This is a genomic window from Bradyrhizobium ottawaense, from assembly GCF_002278135.3.
Lineage (GTDB): Bacteria > Pseudomonadota > Alphaproteobacteria > Rhizobiales > Xanthobacteraceae > Bradyrhizobium > Bradyrhizobium ottawaense.
Genome location: NZ_CP029425.2, coordinates 2,254,006 through 2,278,182, shown reverse-complemented (window position 1 = coordinate 2,278,182; position 24,177 = coordinate 2,254,006). Strand labels below are relative to the sequence as shown.

The window sequence follows — 24,177 nt, the reverse complement described above, 5'->3', positions numbered from 1 at the left end:
GATCCGGACAATTGAAACCATCTTTTAATAAATCAGGCTGAAAGCTCGGTTTCGCGCGGAAACAGCGCCACCCGCTCAGAACGAACGGGAGCACAGCGAGGCCGCATCATGGCTCTGATCGAGACCCATTCTCTTCCTGTTCCGGCAGAAGCCGGCCACGTCTCCGGCTTCGTCTCGGAGATCAAGGGATTCTGGAAGCGCTTCTTCGCCACCGCCTTCAATCCCTACCGGCCCGAACTGCACTACATGCGTGGCCCCGGTCCGGCATGGCGCGCCAAGCACGGCATGGATGCGCCGTTCCGCCTGAAGCCCCGGGATCTCTGAGCGCCTCCTTCCTATCGGACTTTTGAAGACGCAAGCGGCTTGCGCGCCGTCCTGATTGCGCGCAACCATGGCCCGGTTCCGACGATGGCGCGCGCCCAGCGCCCTCACCTCTCGCCATCAACTCTGGCCCTGGATGAACGCTGATGAGCCGGCTGCGCTGTGCAATTCTCGACGACTATTTCAATCTCGCGCTCGACGTCGCCGACTGGCAGAAACTGTCCGACCGCCTCGACGTCACCGTGTTCAGCCATCCCTTCGCCTCCGAGCGGGCTGCGGCCAGCGCGCTGGCCGATTTCGAGATCATCTGCGCGATGCGCGAGCGCACGGCCTTCCCGAAGAGCCTGTTCGAGAGCCTGCCAAAGCTGAAGCTGCTGCTCACGTCGGGCATGCGCAACGCCGCGATCGACATGGAAGCCGCGAAGGCGCGCGGCGTCACCGTCGCAGGCACGCAATATTCGCGCGATCCCACCGCACCGCTGACCATGGGCCTGATCCTGGAGCTGACCCGCGGCATCGGCCGCGAGAACGCGCGCATGCATGCTGGCGAGCCCTGGCAGACCTTTGCCGGCGTCGAGATCGAGGGCATGACGCTCGGCATTGTCGGGCTCGGCAAGCTCGGCAGCAGGATGGCCGGGATCGCCAAGGCGTTCGGCATGAACGTGATTGCCTGGAGCCCGAACCTGACGCCGGAGAAATGCGCGGCGGCCGGCGTCGGCTACGCCACCAAGGAGGAGCTGTTCGCCAAGGCCGATATCGTCACCATCCATGTGGTGCTGAGCGAGCGCTCGCGCGGGCTGGTGAGCCGCGACGATCTCGCGCGGATGAAGCCGACGGCCTTCCTCGTCAACACCGCGCGCGGGCCAATTGTCGATGAGGCGGCGCTGCTCGAGGCGTTGCAGCAGCGCAAGATCGCGGGCGCCGGCATCGACGTCTTCTCGGTCGAGCCGCTGCCGGTCGACCATCCCTTCCGCAAGCTCGACAACCTCGTGCTGACGCCGCATCTGGGCTACGCCACCGAGGACGGCCTGCGCATCCATTACGGCCAGATGGTCGAGGCGATCGACGCTTTCACCAAAGGCAGCGAGCTGCCGCGCAAGCTGGCCTGAATGATGAAGGGCGTGCCGATGGCACGCCCTTTTGCAATTTGAATATTCGCGGCGCGCTTAGCGCACGGTGACCGGCGCGGGTAGCGGCGGCACCACGGTCGGCTGCGTGCCCGGGACCGGACCGGCCTGCGCGGCCATCGGAGCCGGACCTGCGGCAGGACCGGGCGCCGGCGCGGCGGACGCCGTCGCGGTTCCCGGCGGCGGACCACCCGGCATCACCACCACGCGGGTGCCGACCTTGACGCGATCGAACAGGTCGGAGACGTCCTCGTTCAGCATGCCGATGCAGCCGGACGAGACGAACTTGCCGATGGTCGAGGGCTGGTTGGTGCCGTGGATGCGGTAGACGGTCGAGCCGAGATACATCGCGCGGGCGCCGAGCGGATTGCCGGGGCCGCCGGCCATGAAACGCGGCAGATAGGGCTGGCGCTCGATCATCTCGGTCGGCGGATGCCAATCCGGCCACTCGGCCTTGCGGGTGATCTTCTGCACGCCGGTCCAGGTGAAGCCGTCGCGGCCGACGCGGACGCCGTAGCGGATCGCTCGGCCGCCACCGAGCACGTAATAGAGGTAGGTGTTGGGGGTATCGACCACGAGGGTGCCCGCGGGCTCCTTGGTCTGGAACGAGACCTCCTGGCGGCGCAGGTTCTGCGGCAGCTGCACCGGCGCAGCATCGGGCTGCTCCTCAGGCGGCAGCGCGGCCATCGTCATCGGCCTTCCGTCAGCGCCGACCGGCGGCTGCCCGGCCTGGACCGTTCCGGTCGCGGCGGGACCACCAACGGCCTCCGGCGGACGCATGCCGTCACCGGCGGGAGCCTGCCCCTGCTGGCCCGGACGATTGGCATAGATCACTGGCGGCGGACCCGCGGGGCGGCCGTAGCGGGGATCGTCGGGCGACATCACGGGGCCCTGCGACGGTGCGGCCGAATAGACCGGCGCCCCAGTCGGGCGGCCATAACGCGGATCATCCGGCGACATCACCGGACCCTGCGGCGGCGCGGCCGAGTAGACCGGGGGAGCACCGACCGGACGGCCATAGCGCGGATCGTCGGCTGGGCCGGGCGGCGGCAACGATGCCTGCGGCATCGCGTCGTCGTCATCTTCCAGCGCGTCGAAATTCGGCGTGCGGTCGCCGGGCCGATATTCGGCCGGGGCGCCGTAGCTCGGTGCCTGCTGAACCGGATAGCTCTGAGCCTGCGCGAGCGAGGTTCCCGCCGCAGCGACTGTTGCGGCAGCGCATATCGTCAGAAAATGTTTGATCATCATCGCTCTTGTATAGTCCCCAAGCCCGATCGGACCGTTAACGGCCAGATGGCCGAAGATAGCGGCACATTCAAGACATATCAGGCTTATTTGCGCGGGACCTGCCGATTTGTGATCCGCAAGACTACCGTTGCCCCGTTGCATCACGGGGCGGAAATCAGCTCATGGCGTCAATTGCCGGAGTCTACGGCCCCGTTTTTTGCGGAACGGGTCGGAATCGTTGCGGTATGTTCGAATCAGCCTGATTCGCCGCCCATTTGAGCTCTCGATCCCCGCGTGGCGAACGCGGCAAACAGTACCGTCACCGCGTTCAGATGGCTCTTGGGCCCTGGCCTCTTCGCCGCCGGGGCGGAAATTCGCAATCGCTCGATGCTTCCCGGCTTTCGCTTCCTGTTTGCCGCGATCCTGCTGTCAGTCTCCATCCTGGTGTTCGGCTTGGGCGCCGCCGCACTGCTGCGGGCGAGCCACGAGCAGTATGTCAGCAACCCCTCCTGGCGGAACGGTCCGCAGGAGCAGGTGTTCGCGCAGGCTCCCGAGCCGGCCCAGCCGGTGCTCGCGGTCCTCCGCGCGGAGCCGGAGCCGACCGCCGAGCCCGAGCCGTCGCTGCGCGACAAGGTACCGACCATTGGACTGCCCGAAAGCGAGTCCGACCAGGTCGCCGTGCTGACGACCGAGACCGAGGCCCAGTCCCAGGTCGCGGCACCTCCGGCTGACGTCCCGGTCGCCGAACCGGCCAAGGCCGAGACAACGAAGACCGAGACAACGAAGCCCGAGACGACGACGGAGGCCGCAGCGCCGGCGCCCGCCGACACGCTCACCCCGGCCGACACCACGGCGTCGATCCCCGCGGCCGAGCCTGCCGCGACCGCCAGCGAGCCAGCGCCGGTCGATCCCAGCGCGGCCCTGGCCTCCTCCGCACTCGATGCCGCCTCGGCCAAGCTGGCCGCTTTGAACGAGCCGGCGACGACGGCCGTGAAGGATGCGCCGGCGAAGGCCAAGACCGAGAGCAAGGCCGACGACAAGGCGGCCAAGCGCAAGGCGAAGGTCAAGAAGCGGCATCGCGTAGTGCGTCGTCCGCCGCCTCAGCAGTTGCAGCAGCAGCTCGATCCATTCGGTCAGCCGCAGACGTTTGCGACGACGACCACGCGCATGCGGTGATCTTCACCGCGCCCCGCTTGCGGGAGCGATTTCGCTTGTGGCCATCCTTCGAGGCACGCGCTCAAGGCGTCGAGAGCGCGAGGGCGCGCACCGTCATCGTGACGCTCACGCCGGCCCGGTCGCGATGGCCGGGCCGCCCTCCTGGCCCCATTCCGACCACGAGCCGTCATAGAGCGCGGTGTCGGTGATCCCAAGGCGATAGAGCGCGAGCGTCAGCACCCCGGCTGAGACGCCCGAGCCGCAGCTCGTCACGATCGGCGCATCGAGCTTGACGCCGGCGCTCGTGAAGGCGGCGCGCAAGTCCTCGAGCGGCTTCATCGTGCCGGTCGCGGCATCGAACAGCTGATTGTAGGGCACGTTGCGCGCGCCGGGGATGTGGCCGGAGCGGATGCCGGCGCGCGGCTCGGGGGCGCGGCCCTCGAAGCGGTCGCCGGCGCGCGCGTCGATCACCTGCTCGGCACGGCTTTCCACATTGGCGATCAGCTGCTGCATGCTGCGCACGCGATTTGAATCGTAGCTCGCCTTGAACGTCGCTGGCTTCGGCTTCACCTCGCCGCTCTCGACCGCTCGCCCCTCGGCGCGCCACTTCTTCAGGCCGCCATTGAGGATGCGCACGTTGCTATGGCCGAAGGCCAGGAACATCCACCAGGCGCGGGGTGCGGCGACCCAGCCGCCGGCATCGTAGAGCACGACGGTGTCGGCGTTGGAGATGCCGAGATTGCCGATGTCACGGCAGAACTGCTCGGCGCTCGGATACATGTGCGGCAGCGGGTTGGAATGGTCCGACACCGCATCGACGTCGAAGAACGCAGCGCCGGGCAGGTGCGCGGCGAGATAGTCGTCCTTCGGCAGCGGCAGCACGCCCGGCAGCTTGAAGCTGGCGTCGAGCACTTTGACGTTGGCGTCGTTGATGTGGGCGGCGAGCCATTCGGTGGAGACGAGGGGGTCGGTGGGGGTGTCAGTCATTGATGTACTCTCTGGCAACTTTGTCGGTCGTCATGCCCGGGCTTGTCCCGGGCATCCACGTCTTTCGGCGCGCGAGCAAGAACGTGGATGGCCGGGACAGGCCCGGCCATGACGGAGTGTGTGGTACGCGCGGTATCCAATTCACCCCTTCTTCTTCGGCTCCCACGCTTCCGTCGGCCCACCGGCATCGCGCCAGGCGGCGTAGCCGCCGGCGATGTGGGCGACGGGCTTCAGGCCCATGTCCTGCGCGGTCTTGGCCGCGAGTGCGGAGCGCAGGCCCCCGGCGCAGTGGAAGACGAACTTCTTGTCCTCCTGGAAGACCGGCTTGGCGTAGGGACTCTGCGGGTCGATCCAGAATTCCAGCATGCCGCGCGTGCAGGCGAACGCGCCGGGGATGCGACCGTCGCGCTCGATCTCGCGAGGGTCGCGTATGTCGACGATGACGACGTCGCCATTCTTGGAGATCTCGATGGCGTCCTTGGCGTTGAGCGTCTCGATCTCGGCATTGGCCTCGTCGATCAGCGCCTTGATGCCGCGGGTGATGTTTTGGGGCATGGGTCTTCCCTTCTCTTCTTTCGTCATTCCGGGGCGATGCGCAGCATCGAACCCGGAATCCATTCATCGACGAACATTGCGGCCCGATGGATTCCGGGTTCGCGCTACGCGCGCCCCGGAATGACGAGAAGCTAGTGCGTCAATTCCTTCATCGCACCCTCAAGCCCCTCGATCGTGATCGGGTACATGCGGTTCGCAAAAATGCGTTTGATGATGGTGGTCGATTCCGAATAGTCCCAATGCTTCTGAGCGACCGGATTGAGCCACACCGCATGCGGATAGGTGCGGATGATGCGGTCGAGCCAGACCGAGCCCGGCTCCTCGTTGACATGCTCGACCGAGCCGCCGGGCACCATGATCTCGTACGGGCTCATCGACGCATCGCCGACGAACACGATCTTGTAGTCGTGCGGGTATTTGTGCAGCACGTCCCAGGTCGGCGTGCGGTCGGTGAAGCGGCGCTTGTTCTGCTTCCACACGCCCTCATAGAGGCAGTTGTGGAAGTAGAAATACTCCATGTGCTTGAACTCGCTCTTCGCCGCCGAGAACAGCTCCTCGACCTGCTCGATATGCGCGTCCATGGAGCCGCCGATGTCGAAGAACACCAAAAGCTTCACCGCATTGCGCCGCTCGGGGCGCATGTGGACGTCGAGATAGCCGTGATTGGCGGTCTCGCGGATGGTGGTGTCGAGATCGAGCTCGTCGGGTGCGCCGGTGCGCGCGAATTTGCGCAGGCGGCGCAGCGCCACCTTGATGTTGCGGATGCCGAGCTCGACATTGCCGTCGAGGTCCTTGAACTCGCGCTTGTCCCACACCTTCACGGCGCGGTTGTTGCGGTTCTTCTCCTGGCCGATGCGCACGCCCTCGGGATTGTAACCGTGGGCGCCGAACGGCGAGGTGCCGGCGGTGCCGATCCACTTCGAGCCCCCCTGGTGCCGCCCCTTCTGCTCTTCGAGGCGCTTCTTCAGGGTCTCCATGAGCTTGTCCCAGCCCATGGCCTCGATCTGCTTCTTCTCTTCGTCAGTCAGGTATTTTTCGGCGAGCTTCTTCAGCCACTCCTCGGGGATCTCCGCCTTCTCCATGGCGTCGAGCAGGTTTTCCAGGCCCTTGAACACCGTGCCGAAGACGCGGTCGAACTTGTCGAGGTTGCGCTCGTCCTTCACCAGCGAGGTGCGCGACAGGTAGTAGAAATTTTCCACCGAATAATCCGACAGGTCAGCGTCGAGCGCCTCCATCAGCGTGAGGTATTCGCGCAGCGTCACGGGGACCTGCGCATCGCGCAGAGAAGTGAAGAATTGCAGGAACATGGGTGACAGATTGCCCGTCGGGTGGCTGACGTCAAGGGGCGGAGACCGCCGCGGGGTGCTGGACCGCGAAGCTTTTTGCTCTAGAATTGGGGCCCTCACGGGGTTGTTTTGGGGACGTTTGCAATGGGAATTGTCGCAGCACTCATCATCGGTGCGATCGCGGGCTGGCTTGCGGGCAAGATTGTCCACGGGGCGGGATTTGGACTGATCGGCAACATCGTCGTCGGCATCATCGGCGCGCTGGTCGCAAGCTGGGTGTTGCCCCAACTGCACATCCAGCTGGCAACGGGCACGGTCGGCGCCATCGTGGACGCCACGATCGGCGCGGTGATTGTGCTCGTCATCCTTTCGCTGATAAAACGGGTCTGAAAGCCTGACCGAACCAGGAACAGCCGCCGCGAGCGGCCGTTCGCTTGTCGCGACGGGGCCGACGCCTCTCGCCGACGATGACCCAAGGACACGCGATGAAATTTACCGGCACCAAGGACTATGTTGCGACCGACGATCTCAAGGTCGCCGTCAATGCCTCGATCGTGCTCGAGCGCCCGCTCCTCATCAAGGGTGAGCCCGGCACCGGCAAGACGGTGCTGGCGGAGGAAGTCGCGAAGGCTCTGAAGGCGCCGCTGCTGACCTGGCACATCAAGTCCACCACCAAGGCGCAGCAGGGCCTCTACGAATACGACGCGGTGTCGCGCCTGCGCGACAGCCAGCTCGGTGATAGCAGGGTGTCCGACATCAAGAACTACATCAAGCGCGGCAAGCTGTGGGACGCCTTCACCGCCGAGCAGCGGCCGGTGCTCTTGATCGACGAGATCGACAAGGCCGACATCGAATTCCCGAACGACCTCCTGCTCGAGCTCGACCGCATGGAATTCCATGTCTACGAGACCGGCGAGACGATCAAGGCCAAGCAGCGCCCGATCATGATGATCACCTCCAACAACGAGAAGGAGCTGCCGGACGCGTTCCTGCGCCGCTGCTTCTTCCACTACATCAAGTTCCCCGACGCCGACACGATGGGCCGCATCGTCGACGTCCACTTCCCCGGCATCAAGAAGCGCCTGGTCGAGGAAGCGCTGCGCATCTTCTTCGAGGTGCGCGAGGTGCCCGGCCTGAAGAAGAAGCCGTCGACGTCGGAGCTTCTGGACTGGCTCAAGCTGCTGCTCAACGAGGACATGAGCGTCGAGCAGCTGAGGGAACGCGACCCGCGCAAGCTGATCCCGCCGCTGCACGGCGCGCTGCTGAAGAACGAGCAGGACGTGCATCTGTTCGAGCGGCTGGCATTCTTGAGCAGACGGGAAGTGTGACCTTCCCGTGTCCCGGACGCGCTGCAGCGTGCAACGCTGCTGCGCAGAGCCGGGACCCGGTAGGCGACACGGTACAATGCGGCGACATGGGCCCCGGCTCTGCAGCGCACCGTCAAGAGACGCTGCGCTGCGTCCGGGGCACGAGAGTAGAGTTCGGTGCGCCGCTTTCTCCACACCGTCATTGCGAGCGCAGCGAAGCAATCCGGAATGCCTCCGCGGTGACAGTCTGGATTGCTTCGCTGCGCTCGCAATGACGGAGTATGAGGCAGCAGTTGCCCTTCCGACTCGCATTTTGAATCGCAGACACACCTCAGCCTCGCGACGCATCTCGCCCGAGCTTTGCTCTCTCCGTCGCCCCCAAGGAAAGAGGGCGCAGGGAAGGCCGGGTGCCGGCTTGGCACCCGCGGTCCGCTGTGCGCAGATAGCGCAAAAGGACTGCACAGCGGCATACAGGTGCGGCCGAACACACGGCCTTCCCTGCGCGATGGTCGGACGGCTTATGCCGTGATCTCCCGGGAGCCGAACTTTCCCTCTGGCCTCCCTCGCCCCGCGAATTGGATGATGCCGTCTGCCCGGTTGGGCTCGCGCACATCTCCGCGACAGGCTTGACCGTGGCAACGACGGCCAGGACCACACGGTTTTGCCGTACGCAGCTCATCCGGCTTCGCCAAGAGGCTTCGCCGAACTTCAGCGCCGCTCGTCCGCACGAAGCCTCGGGCTCACAGGGACTACCCGCCCTGCCCACGCCTCTCGCGCACGACGCTGCCGCGTCCACCGCAACCCGGCCCGCGTCTCGAACGACTCGCGAACCGCCCCTCTTCGTCGGGCCGGGCTGCTTCGATGTATGCCGCAATTCCGAATTTCGGTAAAGTGGAATATTTTTGCGCGGAGGGGTTGACGGGTTGCGGGTGTTTTGCCCGACGGGACTCACGAGCAACCGTTTCAGGAACCGCTCGCTAGAGCATCCTCGAACGTGCCAGCGACGACATTGAACAGCTCGATGAGAGCCCTGATGCCGAGAACATATTCAAGATCGCTGCCCCATCGCCCATACAAGTCCGCTCCGGGGATGAGCCGGCCCAACACAGCGCCTCCCTCAGTCTCGAATGCGTATTTTGGCTCGCGCACGTGGACGATGCGAAACTTGAGCGGAGACCACATGCGAAAGGCATTTCCGCCGAGCCAAACGCCAATCTCGAAGACAAGGCAGCCGCCGACCTTTTTCTGCCATCGATTCCGGGAACGGCCTTCAAATCCCAGCACGCCGCAAAACTCTTCCAGGAAGGGAATGACGTCCTTTTTCATTCGAAGTCCACCGCCTGGATCAATGCGCAGACGCTCGGCTTCCGCCCTTTGCAACCGATCCAGATGGGCGACCCGGTTCTCGCGGAACTCCTGGTCCCCATAGACTTTCCGAAGGTGCTCGAACACGCATCTCACGAGTGGCGGGGCGACGAATGGCGGCTCGACAAAATCTCTGGCGGCGAAGAGTTCGTCCAGCAAGGCGGAACGATTTTTCGGCATGATGACGAAGGTTCGTCCGTCGGGATTGCCCTGTCCAAGCGACTGCATCGTTTCAAGAGCGACTTCGTCCCAATATCGGTAGAGCAGGTCCGAGCACTCCGTTCCACAGAATTGAATGAGCTCGTCCTGCCGCGCCCTGTGGAGCGAGAACCCAAGCGCCTCGAACGCGGCTTGCGTCGGCCGGCGACCGGGCCATTTCGTCACGATGTCAAGAAGCGGATGATCTTCCATGGATGCGACTCATTCGATGGGCGGAAATCGTAGGATGGGTAGAGCGCAGCGAAACCCATCGGGCTCAGCAAGCGCTGCACGATGATGGGTTTCGCTGCGCTCTACCCATCCTACGAAGATGTCACGCCACCGCGGCGTCCGGAATGCGCGCGGCTTCCATCGGCGCCTTCCCGCGGATGAGGTCCGAGGCGCGATCGGCGATCATCATCGTGGACGCGTTGAGGTTCGCCGAGATCATGCGGGGCATGACGGAGGCGTCGATGACGCGCAGGCCCTCCAGGCCGTGGACGCGGAGCTGGTCGTCGACGACCGCCCAGGTGGAATCCGCCGGGCCCATGCGGCAGGTGCAGCCGGGGTGGAAGGTGGTGGTGCCGCGCTCGGTGGCGGCCGCCAAAAACTCGTCGTCGGTGTTGATGTTGGGACCGGGGAAATCCTCGTAGGCGTAATAGGGCGAGAGCGGCGCACTCTTGAGCAGGCGCCGCGCGAGCTTCATGCCGCCGACGATGACGCGGCGATCGAGCTCGGCGTCCAGATAATTGGTCTGGATGATCGGGGGCGCGAAGGGATCATTGGAGCGGATGCGGACATAGCCGCGGCTCTCCGGGCGCTGCTGCCAGGAGGCCACCGTCATGCCGGGCTCGTCCTCGAGCTGGCCCTGCACGCCTTCCTTGTAGGACGCCGGCGTGAAGGTGAGCTGGAGGTCGGATGAGTCGGCACTCTCGCCGGAGTGCCAGAAGCAATAAACCATGGTCGGCGACAGCGAGAGCAGGCCGCGGCGCGCGGTCGCCCATTTCAACGCCTCGATCCACAGCGAGACACCGCGGCGGAGCTCGTTGATGGTCTTGATGTCCTTGACGCGCGCCACCGTGCGGGGGGCGTAGTGGTCCTGCAGGCCTTCACCGACCGGCAGCGCGTGACGCACCGCGATGCCGTGCTGCTGCAGCAGATCGGGCGAGCCGACGCCGGAGAGCTGCAGCAGTTGCGGCGAATTATAGGTGCCGCCGGACAGGATGACTTCCTTGTTGGCGCGCACCTCCACCGGCGTGCCGCCGCGGCCGCCCTTGGTGTAGCGCACGCCGACGGCGCGCTTGCCCTCGAAGATGATCTCGGTGGCATGCGCATGGGTGTGCACATGCACGTTGGGCCGCTTCATCGCGGGCTTGAGGAAGGCGGTCGAGCCGGAGACGCGCAGGCCCTTGTCGATGGTGCGCTGGCAGTACGAGACGCCCTCTTGCTTGGCGCCGTTGTAGTCGGGGTTGCGCGGGATGCCGAGCGAGACCGCGCCTTCCATGAAGGCTTCGCAGAGCGGATCGCGCCACTCCATGGTGGTGACGGTGAGCTTGCCGTCGCGCCCGCGAAAATTGTTGTCGCCCTCGCCGACCCGCTTCTCCAGCCGCTTGAAGTAAGGCAGCACGTCGGCATAGCCCCAGCCGCGATTGCCCATCTGCGCCCAGGTGTCGAAATCCATGCGCTGGCCGCGGTTGTAGATGTGGCCGTTGATCGAGGAGGAGCCGCCGAGCGTCTTGCCACGCGGCGCATAGATGCTGCGCCCGCCGGTCCAGGGCCCCGGCTCCTGCTGATAGGCCCAGTTGATGCTCTTCATGTGGAAGGTCTTGATGAAGCCCGCCGGCAGATGGATGTAGGGATGCCAGTCGGACGGGCCGGCTTCCAGCACGCAGACGCTGACGTTGGGGTCTTCGCTCAGCCGGCTGGTGAGCACGCAACCCGCAGAGCCCGCGCCGACGATCACATAATCAAATCTGTCCATGGTGCCTCGGCCGCTCCTAGCGCGGCTTGTCGTTGAGTTGAAATTCCAGATGCGTCTGCACCGTCGGCCATTCGGCGGCGGTGATGCTGTAGACCACAGTGTCGCGCAAGCTGCCGTTCGGCGCGACCTGATGGCTGCGCAAAATGCCGTCCTGCTTGGCGCCGAGGCGCTCGATGGCGCGGCGGCTCTGGTGGTTGAAGAAGTGGGTGCGGAATTCGACCGCGATGCAGTTCAGCGTCTCGAAGGCGTGGCGCAGCAGCAAGAGCTTGCACTGCGTGTTGAGCGGGCCGCGCTGCGCGCTCTTGCCGTACCAGGTCGAGCCGATCTCGACGCGGCGGTTGGCGGCATCGATGTTCATGTAAGTGGTCATGCCGACGATGTTGCCGCCGGCGTCGAACACGGTGAACGGCAGCATCGAGCCGGCAGCCTGCAGCCCCAGGCGCCGGTCGATCTCCTTGGCCATGTTGTCCGGCAGCGGGATCGCGGTGTACCAGAGCTTTGACAGCTCGCCATCCTTCACGGCCGTCACCAGCCCGTCGAGATGCTGCTGCGACAGCGGCTCGAGACGGGCGTGCTGTCCACGCAGGGTGATGGGATCGGGCCAGGGCATTTCTCACTCCATATTGACTGCTGTCATTCCGGGGCGACGCGAAGCGGCGAGCCCGGAATCCATAACCACCGCTCGGGGTTATGGATTCCGGGCCTGCGTGCCGGCGCACGCATCCCGGAATGACGACGGATGTATTGGCACGGCTCGTCCAGATACATTCACTTGTTCAAAAAGTTCAACGGCAAACCGCCACGCGGCCAGTCCATGGCGACGAGCTCGCCCTTGCCCGATAGCGTGATGTAGGCGGTCTTCAGCGCGGGGCCGCCGAAGGCGATGTTGGTGGTGACGCGGTCGCCGGTCGGGACCTGCTCGACCAGCGTGCCGTCGGGCGCGATCACCGAGATGCAGCCGGAAACGAGGGTGGCGACGCAGACATTGCCGTTCGCCTCCACCGCGAGCGAGTCGAACATCTGGTAGCCGCCGAGGCCGCAGATCGGCTTACCCCGCTCGCCGCGATAGATCACGTCGCGCGGCTTCAGCGTGCCGGGCGCGGAGAGCTCGTAGGCCCAGAGCCGGCCGGTCGGCGTCTCCGCGATGTAGACGGTATTCTCATCCGGCGACAGCCCGATGCCGTTCGCCGGCAATATGCCGTGCACGACCTCGACCAGCTCGGTCATCCCAGGCTTGAGGTAGTACATGCCGCCGACGTCCATCTCGCGGGCGCGGCGCTTGCCGAGATCGGAGAACCACAGGCCGCCCTGCTTGTCGAACACCAGATCGTTCGGCCCGCGCAGATCGTGCGCGCCGCATCTGGTGACGACGGTCTCGACCTTGCCGGATTGCAGATCGACGCGCTGGATCGAGCCGCCGAGGTAATCGTCGGGCTGCGGGCCCGGCATGATCATGTTGCGGGTCGGGATCCAGGAGAAGCCGCCATTGTTGCAGATGTAGATCTTGCCGTCGGGGCCAAGCGCGGCGCCGTTCGGCCCGCCCGGAATTTTCGCGACGATCTCCTTGCGGCCGTCGGGATAAACGCGCGTCAGGCGCTGGCCGCGGATCTCCACCAGCACCACCGAACCATCAGGCATCACGACCGGCCCTTCGGGAAATTCGAGGTCGGTGGCGAGAACGCGGACGTTGGACGTGGCGGTGGACATTGGGGCCCCTCCCGGCTGATTGTTATGACTTGCACGGGATGTCCGGCACGGGCCCCACACGCAAGATTTGCCTGCGGTTATGACAAAGACACCCCGGCTTGCCAAGCAAGCGGGATGGTATGCCAGCGTTGCGGAAGCCTACGGCTTCACCGGCAGCCAGATCTCGAAGCCGCCATTGCCGGTTGCGGGATCGAACGCCTCGTCGTAGCGCTCGAAACTCGGCGCGTCCGCGGCCGTCAAACCCGAGGCGGGCAGCCATCGATTCCAGATCGTGTTGACGGTGCGGCGGATCGAGGCGACGTGCTCGGTATGCGTGAACACGGCATAGCGCTGCTCGGGGATGCGGATGCGGGCGAAGCGTCGCGGCAGGTCCGAGAACTCGGCGACCTCGACGCCAGCGATGTAGTCGAAATTGCCGGAATCGTCGCCGTTGCAGCAGACGCCGTAGGCGACCTGTCCGACCCTCGAGGGAATATCGGCGACCTCCTGATGAAAGCGGTGCCACAGGCCGGGGATGACGGCGCCGTTGTCGCAAGAGATGCGCTCGCCGGGACCGGCGACGAGCAACGCCCGCGCGGTCTCGAAGCGCGGCGGGGCGAGATGGTCGAGCATGGTGGAGTCCATGAGGATCGGCTCCTGAAGCTTGAGGTCATTGGCGCACATTGCCGCCCTGACCGCTTCGGGCGTGGTGCCGAATTGGTCGCGGAACGCGCGGGTGAAAGCTTCGTGCGAGCCGTAGTCGGCCTCCAGCGCGACGCTGAGGATATCAGGCGCGCCGTTCGCGAGAAGACGCGCCGCCTTGGTCAGCCGCCGCGCGCGGACGTAGCGCATCACCGGAAGGCCGGTGGCTGCGGCAAACGCGCGCACGATGTGGAACCGCGACACGCCCGAGATCGCAGCGATCTCGTCGAGCGTCATCGGCTCGGCCAGATGGCTCTCGATATACCAGAGCGCGCGCTGGGCAGGGTTCATGGCGGCTCAACCCTCGTTCAAAGCGTGACGATGATGCGCCGTCGGCGCCGGCTTCGCTTGATCGGCATTGCTGTCCTCGCGCAAGGATAGTCCGGGAATGGCCACTGGCAACGCCTTGGCGTTCGCGGCTAGACTGTTTGGAAACCGCTCACGAGAAAGAGGAACCCGCGTCATGGAAATCACCGATGTGCGGGCACACCATATCCGCATCCCCTATGACGCCGGCGTTGCGAGCTTCCGCCAGGGCGCATCCGCGATCACCGCGCTCGACATGGTGCTCGTCGAGGTCACCACCGACGCCGGGCTGACCGGCTGGGGCGATGCGTTCGCCTATGTCTGCCCGCGCACCACGCGCAGCGCCGTCGAGGAGATGATCGCGCCGCAGGCCCGCGGGCTGAAGGTGCCCGATGCCGCCGGCATCCCCGCCGCGATGGAGCAGATCCAGCGCAATCTGCATCTGTTCGGCCGCTACGGCATCACCATGTTCGCGATCTCGGGGCTCGACATCGCGCTCTGGGACCTTGCTGCCAAGGTCGAGGGCGTGCCCCTGCATCGCCTGCTCGGCGAGACCAGGCGCACGGCCATTCCCGCCTATGCGAGCCTGCTGCGGATCGGCTCGCCCGACAACATCGCGGCCGAATGCAGGAAGGCGCTGGCGCTCGGCTATGGCGCAATCAAGCTGCACGAGACCACGGCGCCTGCGGTGTTCGCCGCGCGGGAGGCGATCGGGTCGGCCATTCCGCTGATGGTCGACATGAACTGTCCGCTCACGGCCGAGCAGGCGATCGCATTCGCGACGTCGTGCCGCGATGCGCGGCCGATGTTCCTGGAGGAGCCGGTGTGGCCGCCGGAAGACTTCGCCGCGCTCGCCGAGGTCCGCAGCAAAGGCGGGCTCGGAATCGCCGCCGGCGAGAATGCCTGCACGGAATATCAATTCCGCCAGATGATGGAGGCGGGCGCGGTGAGCCACGCCCAGCCGTCGGTGACCAAGGTCGGCGGCATCACGGAATTTCTGAAGGTCGCGGCGCTCGCCGATCAGCTCGGCGTCGAGATCGTTCCGCACTCCCCGTATTTCGGTCCGGGCCTGCTCGCGACGCTGCATCTCCTCGCGACACGCGACGACGGGCTGGTCGAGATGTTCTATCTCAAGCGCGAGGCCTGCCTCTGGGGCGGCCGCGCGGATAGCGATGCCACCGGCCATGTCGCGGTGCCTTCGGGACCCGGGCTCGGTTATGAGCCCGATCGGGACGTGATGGAGCGCTATCGCGTGACGTGACCGGCGCGCTCATTTCGCGTCCTTCGCCGGCGGCGCGTCCTGCTTCTTCTTCAGATCCTCGGCCGTCTTCACCTGGGCGGCCTGGAGATCGAGAAGCGTCTTCTGCAGGCCCGCGAGGTTCGTCTTCAACGCGTCGATCTGGCGGTTTGCTGCATCCAGCTTCTGCTGGTGGTCGAGGTTCAGCTTCGTGATCGTCTTCTGCAGGAAGTCGACATTGCTCTGCAGGCAGCTGGTGCGCCGCTCCATGGTCTTCTCGACCGTGCAGATCTCGATGCCGGGCACGTCCTGCGCGTGCACCTGCGCATTCGCCAGCGTTGCGAGCAGCAATATTGCGAAACAAATGCCGGCGTTTCGAAGCAGCATGAGAGGTTCCTCGTCCAATCGATCACGGCAATGTGCGCTTTTTGCGCACAGCCACTCAGGGCTACCACACTCGTACCGCATTCTCGCGTTGAGCTTGCATCGTTCCCTTGGACGGGGAACGATGATCGGCACGCGGAAGAAGTGGGCGCTGTTCCGCGGCTTTGTTTAGGGGAGATTTTTGGAATGGCAACGCGCGATAGACGACTGGCGGAATTCGACGGCGCCGGAGAACCACCGCCGGGGCTTGCGCTCGAAGTGCTGTGCGAGGACCACAGCGGAACGTACCAGCTGCCGTTCGCCTGCCGCTATGTCGAGGGACGCTGGCAGAACCACGAGGCCGGCATCGCGGTGGAAGCGACCGTCATCGGCTGGCGCCTGCCGCGCGTGAGGCAGCGCGGGGCCGCCTGACGCCTGCATCTGTTCCAAAATGCAACGGCGCCGCGCTCCGCCTTAACCTTCGGAACGCGGCCCGAACGAATCACGTCCGAATCGGCCGAACGGCCGCGTACGCAGCTGTTCACGGCTAGATGTCGATGCGGCTCTACCGGCGCGTACAATATCTGCGCAGCGCGGCGGATGGCCCGGGCCGGGCACGGGCGCCAAAGGTTAATCGCGACAAGGGCATAGCGCGCAAGACCACCCTGGCCGGCACCCGCCCCCGAAACAGGCAGGGCCAGGCAAGGACTGCCTAATATTCGACCTCGAGCTCCTCGATCTCGGCCGGCTCCTCGCTCGCCGCCGCGATCCATTCCTTCATCTCATCCATCGCCATGACGGTGTCGGCGTAGGCCTTCAGCTGCGGCTCGAGCTTGACGTCGTAGGTGACGAAGCGCGTGACCACGGGCGCGTACATCGCATCCGCCATGGTGCGCCGCTCGCCGAACAGGAACGGGCCGCCGGATTTCTCCAGGCAGTAGCGCCAGATCGACCAGACCCGGTCGATGTCGGCCTGGGCGCGCGACCAGATCTTGAAGCCGGGAAAATGTCCTTTCAGATTGACGGGCAGCGAGGCGCGCAAGGTGGTGAAGCCGGAATGGATTTCGCCGCAGATCGAGCGGCAATGGGCGCGCTGCACGCGGTCATCAGGCAGCAGGCCGGCTGACGGCATCGCCTCGTTGAGGTATTCGGCGATCGCAAGCGTATCCCAGACCACGGCACCGTCGTGCCGCAGACACGGCACCAGGATCGACGACGACAGCAAGAGGATTTCGGCGCGCGCCGACGGATCGTCCGGCGCGGTGACGATTTCCTCGAAATCGAGCCCGGAGAATTTCGTCAGCAGCCAGCCGCGCAGCGACCAGGACGAGTAGTTCTTGCTGCTGATGGTCAGTGTCGCCTTCGCCATATGGCCCTTCCCTCACGCCTGGGAGCGCACTGCCGCGCGTGCGCGCCCCGTCCTTCCCACCCAAAGAGCAGCAAGCGACGTGCCAATTTTGCCGGCGGTCCGGCCCCATCTGGCTTCGATATTGCATCAAGACGGGGGACAGGTGGGCACTTCAGTATGATGTCGATGTATTATCAGGCCTTTCAGAACCAGATGGACCTGACTGCGCCGTGGCGCGCGGGGGCTTCGTCCGCGCTCAGATTCCTCAATCTGGTGCCGCAGGGCATGTCGGATCAGGTCGTCGGCCGGCTGTCGGCGGCGCTGGAGCTGATCTCGCGCTCCACCCTCACCTATCATCGCCCGGCCTACGGCATCGACAGCGTCATGGTAGGCAATCGCGAAGTCGCCGTCACCGAGGAGATCGCCTACGCGACACCGTTCGGCTCGCTGCTGCACTTCAGGAAGGACGGCGTGACGGAGCAGCCGCGCATGCTGCTGGTGGCGCCGATGTCCGGCCATTTCGCAACGCTGCTGCGCGGCACCGTGCAGACGCTGCTGCAGGACCACGACGTCTACATCACCGACTGGCACAATCCGCGCGACATCCCGCGCAGCGAGGGCCGCTTCGGGCTCGACGACTACACCGAGCATCTGATCGATTTCCTCGGACAGCTCGGTCCGCACCCGCACATGGTGGCGATCTGCCAGCCGTCGGTGTCGGCGCTCGCGGCCGCCGCGATCATGTGCGATGACAACCATCCCTCGCGCCCGGCGACGCTGACGCTGATGGCAGGGCCGATCGACACCCGCATCCAGCCGACCAGGGTCAACGACTTCGCCAAGAGCAAGCCGATCGAATGGTTCGAGCAGAACCTGATCAACTACGTGCCGATGCAGTGCCGCGGCGCCCTGCGGAAAGTCTATCCCGGCTTCGTGCAGCTCACCGCCTTCGTCTCGATGAACCTCGAGCGCCACATCAAGCAGCACATGGACCTCGCCAACCACATCGCCAAGGGCGAGAAGGACAAGGCCGCGACCATCAAGACCTTCTACGACGAATATTTCGCCGTGATGGACCTGCCGGCCGAGTTCTACATCGAGACCGTGCGCGACGTCTTCCAGGAGCACCTGTTGCCGCAAGGCAAACTGATGCATCGCGGCCGCCCCGTGAACACCAAGGCGGTCAGCCGCATGGGGCTGATGACGGTCGAGGGCGAGAAGGACGACATCTGCTCGATCGGCCAGACCCTTGCTGCCCAAGACCTCTGCACCGGCGTGCGCGCCTATCGGCGCGTCCACCACATGCAGGCCGGCGTCGGCCATTACGGCGTGTTCTCAGGCCGGCGCTGGAACAACGAGATCTATCCGCTGCTGCGGGATTTCGTGCACGTCAATTCGTGACACCACGCCGCGGCGCGCTGGAATTGCTCTTCAAGCCCGTATCGAGCCGGGCCACGCGACGACTTGCCCTGACATCACCAGGCGGTTGCGTCCGCCCTCCTTGGCGGCGTAAAGCGCCTTATCCGCAGCCGCTATCAGCGACGTGCAATCCGCCTTGTCGCCGAACGACATATGTGTGGCGCCACCAATGCTGAGGGTGACCTGCCTGGATGGCGGGTTGAGCGCGTGGAGGATGCCGAGGTCCTGAATCGCTTGCCGGATTCGCTCTCCGACCTGCTCGCACCCTTCCATGTCGGTATTTGGTAGCAGCAAGATGAATTCCTCACCACCATACCGAGCGGCTACGTCTGCCGGCCGTCTGGCCTGCTCCGCCAGGACCCCGGCGACCGAGCGAAGACATGCATCGCCAGCCTGATGCCCGTACTGATCGTTGAAACTCTTGAAATGATCGACGTCCATCATCAACAGTGACAGGGGCGTTCCTTCGCGCCTGGCTCGGTCCCATTCCGCCTCAAGCCGTTCGTCGAAGTGTCTGCGGTTTGCCAAGGCCGTCAGGCCATCCGAACTGGCGAGAGCCGCCAGTCTATCCTCCAGATCCTTACGTTCGGACATGTCGCGCGAGATCGCCACCACGCCGTTGATGTCTCCACTCTGCGCACTCCTGGCGACGCGCAGTGCGGTTTCGATCCAGACCTCGCCTTTCTCGCGATGCCGGATGCGATACGTGATTCTAGCCTCTTCGGCTTCGCCGTTCCCCAACGCGGAGAGCGTCTGCCCAACCCGGGCCAGGTCCGCGGGATTTATGCCGGCGAGGGCTGACGTATCCACCAACTGGTTTGGAGCCCAGCCAAGAATCCGAGCGCTGGATGGCGACGCATAGAGGATCCGTCCATCGACCGCTATGCGCATGACCATGTCTCCCGACTGCTCTGCAAGGAGGCGAAAATCCGCCTCCTTGGCGACCAGGGCAGCGGCCATCTTTTGCCGCTGGTGCAGCTGGTGCACCAGCAAGAGCCCCGCAACAGCGAGTCCTCCTATCAGCCCGAGCACCGCAGCCATGCGTGTCAGCGCGGCTCGGCGCCAGGGGGCCAAAACGTCATCTTCCGATTCTGTAGCAACCACGAGAACGGGGTAGCGACTGCTGAGTTGATAAAAGCTCAGACGCCGGACGCCGTCGAGAGGCGACGTGAAGTAGTAGACGTCCGCGGCCGGCCGCTCACGGATAATCCTGAAGAGCGGAGCACCCGACAGATCGCGGCCCGTATATCCGTTGTCCGGGCTACGCGCGAGGATAATGCCGTTCGCTGTCGCCAGTGCAATTGAACCGCTCTGGCCGACGTCGAAACCACGATAAAACTGCAGAAAATAGTCGACGTCGATCGTGGTAAGGGCAACTCCGGCAAAACTGCCGTCAGGATGATTGAAGCGCCTCGACGCGGCGATGATCCATTGCCCGCCCGACCTGCTCCTCACTGGAGACCCAATGAAGGTGCCCCGGTCAGCCACGGCACGATGATGCTGGAAATACTCTCGGTCGCTGTTGTTGAGGCCGGCGAAATCCACAGGCTCGCTGGTCGCGAGCCAGCGGCCGGTCTCGTCATAGACGAACACGGCGCGGATCCGGTTCGCGGCTTTGCGCCGGGAAAGAAAGGTCTGAATCTTGGCGATTGCCGCCGGGCTGGTTCCCTCGAGTTCGAGTTGGCCAACCAACACATTGAGAACGGTGTCCGCGAGTTCGAACGTATCGTCCGCGTGCTGCGTCACCGACCGGGCCAGATTGGCCATGTCTGTTTCGGAGCCCTTCAGCACCGTCTGTCGCGAGGACCACTCCCGCCAACCGCTGATTGCGACAATCGCCAAGCAGGCGACCACGACGAATGCCGAGGCCCAGAGCGTCAGACGCCCCTGGCGAACATCACTACGGTGATCGATCAAGAGACGCAGCCAGGTTCAGTAAAACTCGTCGGATGCAGGCTTCGAACTCCGGCAAGATGTGCCAAATCGTCGATCCGCGGTTGAGGCCGAATGACCAGGCTCTCTGCCGGCAGACGCACCGTCGGCGAGAGCGATGCGGGCTTCGCGCCAGTTGTAACAATGTGAGGCAACGGCGCGGCCATTGACCAGATGTTCTTGAGCATAGCCCTGTTCACGGAGCATGCGATGACACCGTTCCCCTTCAGACGGGCGACGGTAAAGAGCTTGCGGATCAGCAGGTCTCGTTCAAGCGACTGCGGCAAATGGAACTGCAGCCCGATGAGATGGCCTCTTCGTTGCACGACCATCGCGTCGATCCACCCCACCTGCGCGATGTGCACGCGCAGCGGTTCTCCACCGCGAGGACAGTCAATGCCGGCGCCGAGCAGAACGCCGGCGCCAGAGAGGGAGATGTTGCTCACGCGCCCGGAAAGCCGCTCGCCGGTGCCAGTCTCGATCAAGACTGATTCATCGAAGTCGAAACGCTCCTCGGCGCGTCCCATCCGCGCCTGCAGCGAGGTCATGCAGACGAAGAAGAGCACGACGATGTTCACCACCGACCAGAAGGCGACCATCGGTAAAGCGGCCGGATGATCGATCATCCGCCATTCCGGGATGGTGTTCACAACCAGGCCGACAACCGTCAACGCCATCAAGGCCGCTGACGGCCAGAATATCTCCGCGGCGTAGCTTGCGCACCGCGCGGCAACTCCCTTGGGCGTCACCCTGAACGCATGTCCCGTCGGCTTGACGAGAGTCCCAAGCACCGTCGGCAGAATCTTGAAGCTCTGTATCGTCGCCGACACCTGAGCGGCGAGCGGAAAATGCGCGTGCGGCGCAAACCACGAGATGCCGCCGTTGAGCGCCAGGATCGCGGGGAATAAGTAGTAGAAGACCGACTCAGGGGTAACGTCGACGACAGGCGCGAGCCCAGTCCACATGAACACGATCGGAACCACCACGACCGTGAGCGCCCGCAGGCCCAATGAGAGCCAATGGGTCGGAAAGAACAGGAGCCGATGCATCAAGCCCAATCCGGGGCCGAGCGGGCCGTCGGCGAGATACAGCGTCTGGATCGCGCCACGCGCCCAGCGTTGCCGCTGCACGAAAAAGGCGTCAAGGCTTTCCGGCGCCAGTCCAATCGCCAGCGGCTCGTGTAGATAGCGAGTGACGTACCCCTTGCGCAGCAGGACCAGCGTCAGCAGGATGTCTTCCGTAATGGACTGGGTCGGCAAGGCATCGCCCACGGCGCGGAGTGCTGCGCGACGCGTGACGGAGTTGGAACCACAACAAAAGGCACCATCCCAGCCGTCGCGCGCTGGCATGATGGAATCGAAGAAGAACCGTTGCTCGTCCGGCAGCCCCCTGTGCAGGCCAAGATTCGCCTGCATCGGGTCCTCATTGTAGAAGGTGTGCGGGATCTGAACGATTCCGATCTTTGGATCAGCGAAGAAGCCCATCGACCGCATCAGGAAATTGCGCTGCGGCACGAAGTCCGCGTCAAAGATCGCGAAGAACTCGCCGCTCGTCTTCGTCAGCGCATGATTGATATTGCCGGCCTTGGCATTCAAGTTGTCGGCGCGCGTGAGATACCCGGCGCCCTTGTGTTCGCAGAGTTCCTTGAGCCAGGGTCTGCGACCATCATCCAGGACCCAGACGTGGATGTTTGGATAGTCCAGACACAACGCGCCAGTGATCGTCTTTTCCAGCACCTCGAATGGCTCGTCATAGGTCGGAATAAAGACGTCGACCGAGGGCAGCTCGTCATCCGGCAGGCTGCGAAGCCGATGCTCGTGCTGATCTGCTTCGCTGCTGCGATCGGTCCTGCGAAGGAACGTCAGATAGAGAATGAACTGATCTGTGAAGGTCAGAAGCTCGACGAAGAGACAGAACCAGATCCAGCCGACCTGATACCAAGTCCCGCTTGCCGGCAGCACGGTTGTGAAAATACGCCATTCGAGATAGCGGGCGACCACAAGCCAAACCACGATAAAGACCGCGACACGCGCCCAAAGGCGCGCGACTGGAAAGGTCGGCGCCAACAGGTACATCGCCGCAAAGATGCCCAGCATCGGCGCGAACAGCTGAGAAAGAGGCAGAGTCATGGCCTGCATGGAACATCTCGCTCACAGGGACGAATGATCGAGCTCCAGGCGCGCGGTCAGCCATTTCAACTTCGAGCTGACCAATCGTAGCAGGCCGTCGGCGCTACGCTCGAAGCGCACCTCAGCCAACCGTCCGATATCGCAGGAGCCGTTATGGTCGGCCGACGTCTCATTGGGCGGAAGCGATATCTCAACGGTAATGTTGCCCGGATCGGGCCGCGGCACCCGAGCCGCAAGCAGCCGATCATCGCCGTACGCTGCCGATCCGCGGACTTGCCGGATCTGGCCGGTCTTCCATTCGCGGCTCCCAATCAGGCGCACGGTAGCCGCATCTCCGGCCTTGATCTTCTCGAAATCGCGTTCGGGGAGTTCAACAACGATAAATCGGCGTTCGCAATCTGCAAAATCAAAGACCGATTGCCCTTCCGTGACCATCGAGCCCGGGCTGGCCGCGACCGACCAGACCACATGGGCTGCGGGCAAGGACAGATCGTAGTGATCGAGACGATCGAGCCGAGTGCGTTCCTCTGCGATTTCCGCGGCCAGCTGCGTGGCACGTGAGCTGTTCTGCAACAGGTCTGTCTCGAGCTCCTGGCGGCGGAGGACAAGCCGCTCGCGCTGCTGCTGAGAATACGGCACGTCATTGGCGTCGCCACGAAGATAAATGCCCTTCTCGGCCGCCCCCAACTCGGTCTTGAGGCGCTGCAGGCGTTCATCGGCCATCTGGCACCGCGTTGCGGTTGCCTCCTGCGAGGCCTGGGCCTCACCGGAGCGGATTTGCGAACTGATGCCGAGCTTCACGAGCCTCTCCATCCGGCCCGCGACATCGTTCCGCTGCCGCGCCTCGGCGAGACAGCCGCCTTTTTCAACTTCCGTTTCGCCGATCTCGTGGTTCAGGCGCGCGACCATCCCCAAACGATAGTCCTCGCTGCGCTCGCCGAGCTTGCGATCGAGCCCGGCGATTTCCTCGAGTTGCCGACGTGCGAGCTCGGCGCGTTTGGTGGACATGGCAAGCTGCTGATCGAGGTCCATGAGGTGCCGGCGATCCGGCGACCGCGCCCCGACCATCGGCACCACCCGGCTCTGCTGGAAATATTCACCCTTGCGTGGAAGATCAGGCGAGAGCTGACCCGCGAAGGGTGCAGTCACCCGCATGAGCTCGGCATTGACGAATGCGGAGGGAGCGATTCGGTAGGTCACATACGGCAACAGGGCCCATCCGCTCAGCGCGATGATCCCGAGCGCCAGGGCTCGACGAACAACCCGGCTACGAATGAAACGTTCGACGTGCAAACGAACCACGACTGGATCTCCAATGGGCTTTGGTCGCTGCGCCAGCCGCAGCGAAGGCAAGCCAATCGCCGCATGGCCCGGCGCTGGGATGACGTCTGCGCCTTGAGGCAAGGAGCAATCCGACAACATTGCCGCCAGCCGAAATCAGGATTCGCCGCCGCGGCAGACTCGCCTTCGCAACCACGAGAAGCATATCTAGCATTCACCACAACAGGTTAAGCTGTGTCAAAACCGGATAACTACGGCTGCCGAG

At 64.4% G+C, this 24,177-nt stretch carries 22 protein-coding genes; 8 read left to right on the top strand and 14 right to left on the bottom strand.

The genetic code is table 11. The features are described 5' to 3' along the window. Nucleotides 1-108 precede the first annotated feature (108 nt). Both CIT37_RS10810 and CIT37_RS10805 read left to right on the top strand, forming a co-directional pair. Nucleotides 109-324 carry a hypothetical protein gene (locus CIT37_RS10810; RefSeq protein WP_028145605.1) on the top strand — a complete coding sequence of 72 codons (216 nt, stop codon included), beginning with the start codon at nt 109-111 and terminating at the stop codon, nt 322-324. A 143-nt stretch (nt 325-467) separates the two neighbouring features. Next, nucleotides 468-1,430, top strand: coding sequence for a D-2-hydroxyacid dehydrogenase family protein (locus CIT37_RS10805; protein ID WP_038971294.1), 963 nt, complete (start codon nt 468-470; stop codon nt 1,428-1,430). A 57-nt stretch (nt 1,431-1,487) separates the two neighbouring features. Here the strand turns inward: CIT37_RS10805 and CIT37_RS10800 are convergent, their stop codons facing one another. Then, the gene (locus CIT37_RS10800) at nt 1,488-2,693 is read right to left on the bottom strand and encodes a L,D-transpeptidase family protein (RefSeq protein ID WP_028145607.1); all 1,206 of its coding nucleotides are present in this window, start codon (nt 2,691-2,693) and stop codon (nt 1,488-1,490) included. Between the two features lie 369 nt (nt 2,694-3,062). On the opposite strand from CIT37_RS10800, the gene CIT37_RS10795 reads away from it, so the two are divergent. Further along, the gene (locus CIT37_RS10795; protein WP_174719456.1) at nt 3,063-3,851 is read left to right on the top strand and encodes a hypothetical protein; all 789 of its coding nucleotides are present in this window, start codon (nt 3,063-3,065) and stop codon (nt 3,849-3,851) included. A gap of 105 nt (nt 3,852-3,956) precedes the next feature. Here the strand turns inward: CIT37_RS10795 and sseA are convergent, their stop codons facing one another. From sseA to CIT37_RS10780, 3 genes are all read right to left on the bottom strand, one after another. Then, a complete protein-coding gene (gene sseA / locus CIT37_RS10790; protein ID WP_099421848.1) occupies nt 3,957-4,817 on the bottom strand; it encodes a 3-mercaptopyruvate sulfurtransferase in 861 nt (286 codons plus the stop codon). Nucleotides 4,818-4,958: 141 nt separating this feature from the next. Continuing rightward, entirely contained in the window at nt 4,959-5,372 is a 414-nt protein-coding gene (locus CIT37_RS10785; protein WP_028145610.1) for a rhodanese-like domain-containing protein, read from the bottom strand. 131 nt (nt 5,373-5,503) lie between these two features. Next, nucleotides 5,504-6,679, bottom strand: a complete 1,176-nt coding sequence (locus tag CIT37_RS10780) for a vWA domain-containing protein (protein ID WP_028145611.1) — start codon at nt 6,677-6,679, stop codon at nt 5,504-5,506. A 123-nt stretch (nt 6,680-6,802) separates the two neighbouring features. On the opposite strand from CIT37_RS10780, the gene CIT37_RS10775 reads away from it, so the two are divergent. Together CIT37_RS10775 and CIT37_RS10770 are read left to right on the top strand one after the other, a co-directional pair. Next, on the top strand, nt 6,803-7,048 hold the full coding sequence (locus CIT37_RS10775) for a GlsB/YeaQ/YmgE family stress response membrane protein (protein ID WP_018318587.1): 246 nt from the start codon (nt 6,803-6,805) through the stop codon (nt 7,046-7,048). Between the two features lie 95 nt (nt 7,049-7,143). Beyond that, a complete protein-coding gene (locus CIT37_RS10770; RefSeq protein WP_095426129.1) occupies nt 7,144-7,986 on the top strand; it encodes an AAA family ATPase in 843 nt (280 codons plus the stop codon). A 942-nt stretch (nt 7,987-8,928) separates the two neighbouring features. Here the strand turns inward: CIT37_RS10770 and CIT37_RS10765 are convergent. From CIT37_RS10765 to CIT37_RS10745, 5 genes are all read right to left on the bottom strand, one after another. Then, nucleotides 8,929-9,741, bottom strand: a complete 813-nt coding sequence (locus tag CIT37_RS10765) for a hypothetical protein (protein WP_095426023.1) — start codon at nt 9,739-9,741, stop codon at nt 8,929-8,931. 121 nt (nt 9,742-9,862) lie between these two features. Continuing rightward, nucleotides 9,863-11,509 (bottom strand): GMC family oxidoreductase, encoded by a 1,647-nt coding sequence (locus CIT37_RS10760; RefSeq protein ID WP_095426022.1) that lies wholly within the window; start codon nt 11,507-11,509, stop codon nt 9,863-9,865. 16 nt (nt 11,510-11,525) lie between these two features. After that, complete coding sequence (locus CIT37_RS10755; protein ID WP_038950869.1) at nt 11,526-12,119, bottom strand: GNAT family N-acetyltransferase; 594 nt, start codon at nt 12,117-12,119, stop codon at nt 11,526-11,528. Between the two features lie 158 nt (nt 12,120-12,277). Then, nucleotides 12,278-13,216 (bottom strand): SMP-30/gluconolactonase/LRE family protein, encoded by a 939-nt coding sequence (locus tag CIT37_RS10750; RefSeq protein ID WP_038973439.1) that lies wholly within the window; start codon nt 13,214-13,216, stop codon nt 12,278-12,280. A gap of 138 nt (nt 13,217-13,354) precedes the next feature. Then, entirely contained in the window at nt 13,355-14,188 is an 834-nt protein-coding gene (locus CIT37_RS10745; protein ID WP_095426021.1) for an AraC family transcriptional regulator, read from the bottom strand. A 172-nt stretch (nt 14,189-14,360) separates the two neighbouring features. Between CIT37_RS10745 and CIT37_RS10740 the strand changes: the two genes are divergently transcribed. Next, nucleotides 14,361-15,464 carry a mandelate racemase/muconate lactonizing enzyme family protein gene (locus CIT37_RS10740; RefSeq protein WP_095426020.1) on the top strand — a complete coding sequence of 368 codons (1,104 nt, stop codon included), beginning with the start codon at nt 14,361-14,363 and terminating at the stop codon, nt 15,462-15,464. Between the two features lie 9 nt (nt 15,465-15,473). Here CIT37_RS10740 and CIT37_RS10735 read toward each other — a convergent pair whose 3' ends face one another. Continuing rightward, nucleotides 15,474-15,827, bottom strand: coding sequence for a hypothetical protein (locus tag CIT37_RS10735; protein WP_095426019.1), 354 nt, complete (start codon nt 15,825-15,827; stop codon nt 15,474-15,476). Between the two features lie 183 nt (nt 15,828-16,010). On the opposite strand from CIT37_RS10735, the gene CIT37_RS10730 reads away from it, so the two are divergent. Continuing rightward, nucleotides 16,011-16,235: a hypothetical protein gene (locus CIT37_RS10730; protein ID WP_018318578.1), complete on the top strand. Its 225-nt coding sequence runs from the start codon at nt 16,011-16,013 to the stop codon at nt 16,233-16,235. Between the two features lie 280 nt (nt 16,236-16,515). Here CIT37_RS10730 and CIT37_RS10725 read toward each other — a convergent pair whose 3' ends face one another. After that, entirely contained in the window at nt 16,516-17,172 is a 657-nt protein-coding gene (locus CIT37_RS10725) for a glutathione S-transferase family protein (RefSeq protein WP_095426018.1), read from the bottom strand. Between the two features lie 156 nt (nt 17,173-17,328). Here CIT37_RS10725 and CIT37_RS10720 point away from each other — a divergent pair, with 156 nt between their 5' ends. Beyond that, nucleotides 17,329-18,552 (top strand): polyhydroxyalkanoate depolymerase, encoded by a 1,224-nt coding sequence (locus tag CIT37_RS10720; RefSeq protein WP_095426017.1) that lies wholly within the window; start codon nt 17,329-17,331, stop codon nt 18,550-18,552. 30 nt (nt 18,553-18,582) lie between these two features. Here CIT37_RS10720 and CIT37_RS10715 read toward each other — a convergent pair whose 3' ends face one another. From CIT37_RS10715 to CIT37_RS10705, 3 genes are read right to left on the bottom strand one after another with little or no spacing between them, the layout of a single operon-like run. Beyond that, nucleotides 18,583-20,487, bottom strand: coding sequence for a diguanylate cyclase domain-containing protein (locus CIT37_RS10715; RefSeq protein ID WP_161966370.1), 1,905 nt, complete (start codon nt 20,485-20,487; stop codon nt 18,583-18,585). Next, nucleotides 20,484-22,640 (bottom strand): glycosyltransferase, encoded by a 2,157-nt coding sequence (locus CIT37_RS10710; protein ID WP_028145624.1) that lies wholly within the window; start codon nt 22,638-22,640, stop codon nt 20,484-20,486. Before CIT37_RS10710 ends, CIT37_RS10715 begins: the two co-directional genes overlap by 4 nt. A 12-nt stretch (nt 22,641-22,652) precedes the next feature. Then, on the bottom strand, nt 22,653-23,933 hold the full coding sequence (locus CIT37_RS10705; RefSeq protein WP_240536535.1) for an HlyD family secretion protein: 1,281 nt from the start codon (nt 23,931-23,933) through the stop codon (nt 22,653-22,655). Between the last annotated feature and the right edge of the window lie 244 nt (nt 23,934-24,177).

Coding starts and splice junctions, on each gene's coding strand:
- CIT37_RS10750 (WP_038973439.1), bottom strand. CDS start 13,216: ATGTCCACCGCCACGTCCAACGTCCGCGTTCTCGCCACCGACCTCGAA.
- CIT37_RS10765 (WP_095426023.1), bottom strand. CDS start 9,741: ATGGAAGATCATCCGCTTCTTGACATCGTGACGAAATGGCCCGGTCGC.
- CIT37_RS10775 (WP_018318587.1), top strand. CDS start 6,803: ATGGGAATTGTCGCAGCACTCATCATCGGTGCGATCGCGGGCTGGCTT.
- CIT37_RS10730 (WP_018318578.1), top strand. CDS start 16,011: ATGGCAACGCGCGATAGACGACTGGCGGAATTCGACGGCGCCGGAGAA.
- CIT37_RS10710 (WP_028145624.1), bottom strand. CDS start 22,640: ATGCAGGCCATGACTCTGCCTCTTTCTCAGCTGTTCGCGCCGATGCTG.
- CIT37_RS10795 (WP_174719456.1), top strand. CDS start 3,063: ATGCTTCCCGGCTTTCGCTTCCTGTTTGCCGCGATCCTGCTGTCAGTC.
- CIT37_RS10760 (WP_095426022.1), bottom strand. CDS start 11,509: ATGGACAGATTTGATTATGTGATCGTCGGCGCGGGCTCTGCGGGTTGC.
- CIT37_RS10725 (WP_095426018.1), bottom strand. CDS start 17,172: ATGGCGAAGGCGACACTGACCATCAGCAGCAAGAACTACTCGTCCTGG.
- CIT37_RS10785 (WP_028145610.1), bottom strand. CDS start 5,372: ATGCCCCAAAACATCACCCGCGGCATCAAGGCGCTGATCGACGAGGCC.
- CIT37_RS10735 (WP_095426019.1), bottom strand. CDS start 15,827: ATGCTGCTTCGAAACGCCGGCATTTGTTTCGCAATATTGCTGCTCGCA.
- CIT37_RS10805 (WP_038971294.1), top strand. CDS start 468: ATGAGCCGGCTGCGCTGTGCAATTCTCGACGACTATTTCAATCTCGCG.
- CIT37_RS10780 (WP_028145611.1), bottom strand. CDS start 6,679: ATGTTCCTGCAATTCTTCACTTCTCTGCGCGATGCGCAGGTCCCCGTG.
- CIT37_RS10745 (WP_095426021.1), bottom strand. CDS start 14,188: ATGAACCCTGCCCAGCGCGCGCTCTGGTATATCGAGAGCCATCTGGCC.
- CIT37_RS10800 (WP_028145607.1), bottom strand. CDS start 2,693: ATGATCAAACATTTTCTGACGATATGCGCTGCCGCAACAGTCGCTGCG.
- CIT37_RS10810 (WP_028145605.1), top strand. CDS start 109: ATGGCTCTGATCGAGACCCATTCTCTTCCTGTTCCGGCAGAAGCCGGC.
- CIT37_RS10770 (WP_095426129.1), top strand. CDS start 7,144: ATGAAATTTACCGGCACCAAGGACTATGTTGCGACCGACGATCTCAAG.
- sseA (WP_099421848.1), bottom strand. CDS start 4,817: ATGACTGACACCCCCACCGACCCCCTCGTCTCCACCGAATGGCTCGCC.
- CIT37_RS10720 (WP_095426017.1), top strand. CDS start 17,329: ATGATGTCGATGTATTATCAGGCCTTTCAGAACCAGATGGACCTGACT.
- CIT37_RS10740 (WP_095426020.1), top strand. CDS start 14,361: ATGGAAATCACCGATGTGCGGGCACACCATATCCGCATCCCCTATGAC.
- CIT37_RS10755 (WP_038950869.1), bottom strand. CDS start 12,119: ATGCCCTGGCCCGATCCCATCACCCTGCGTGGACAGCACGCCCGTCTC.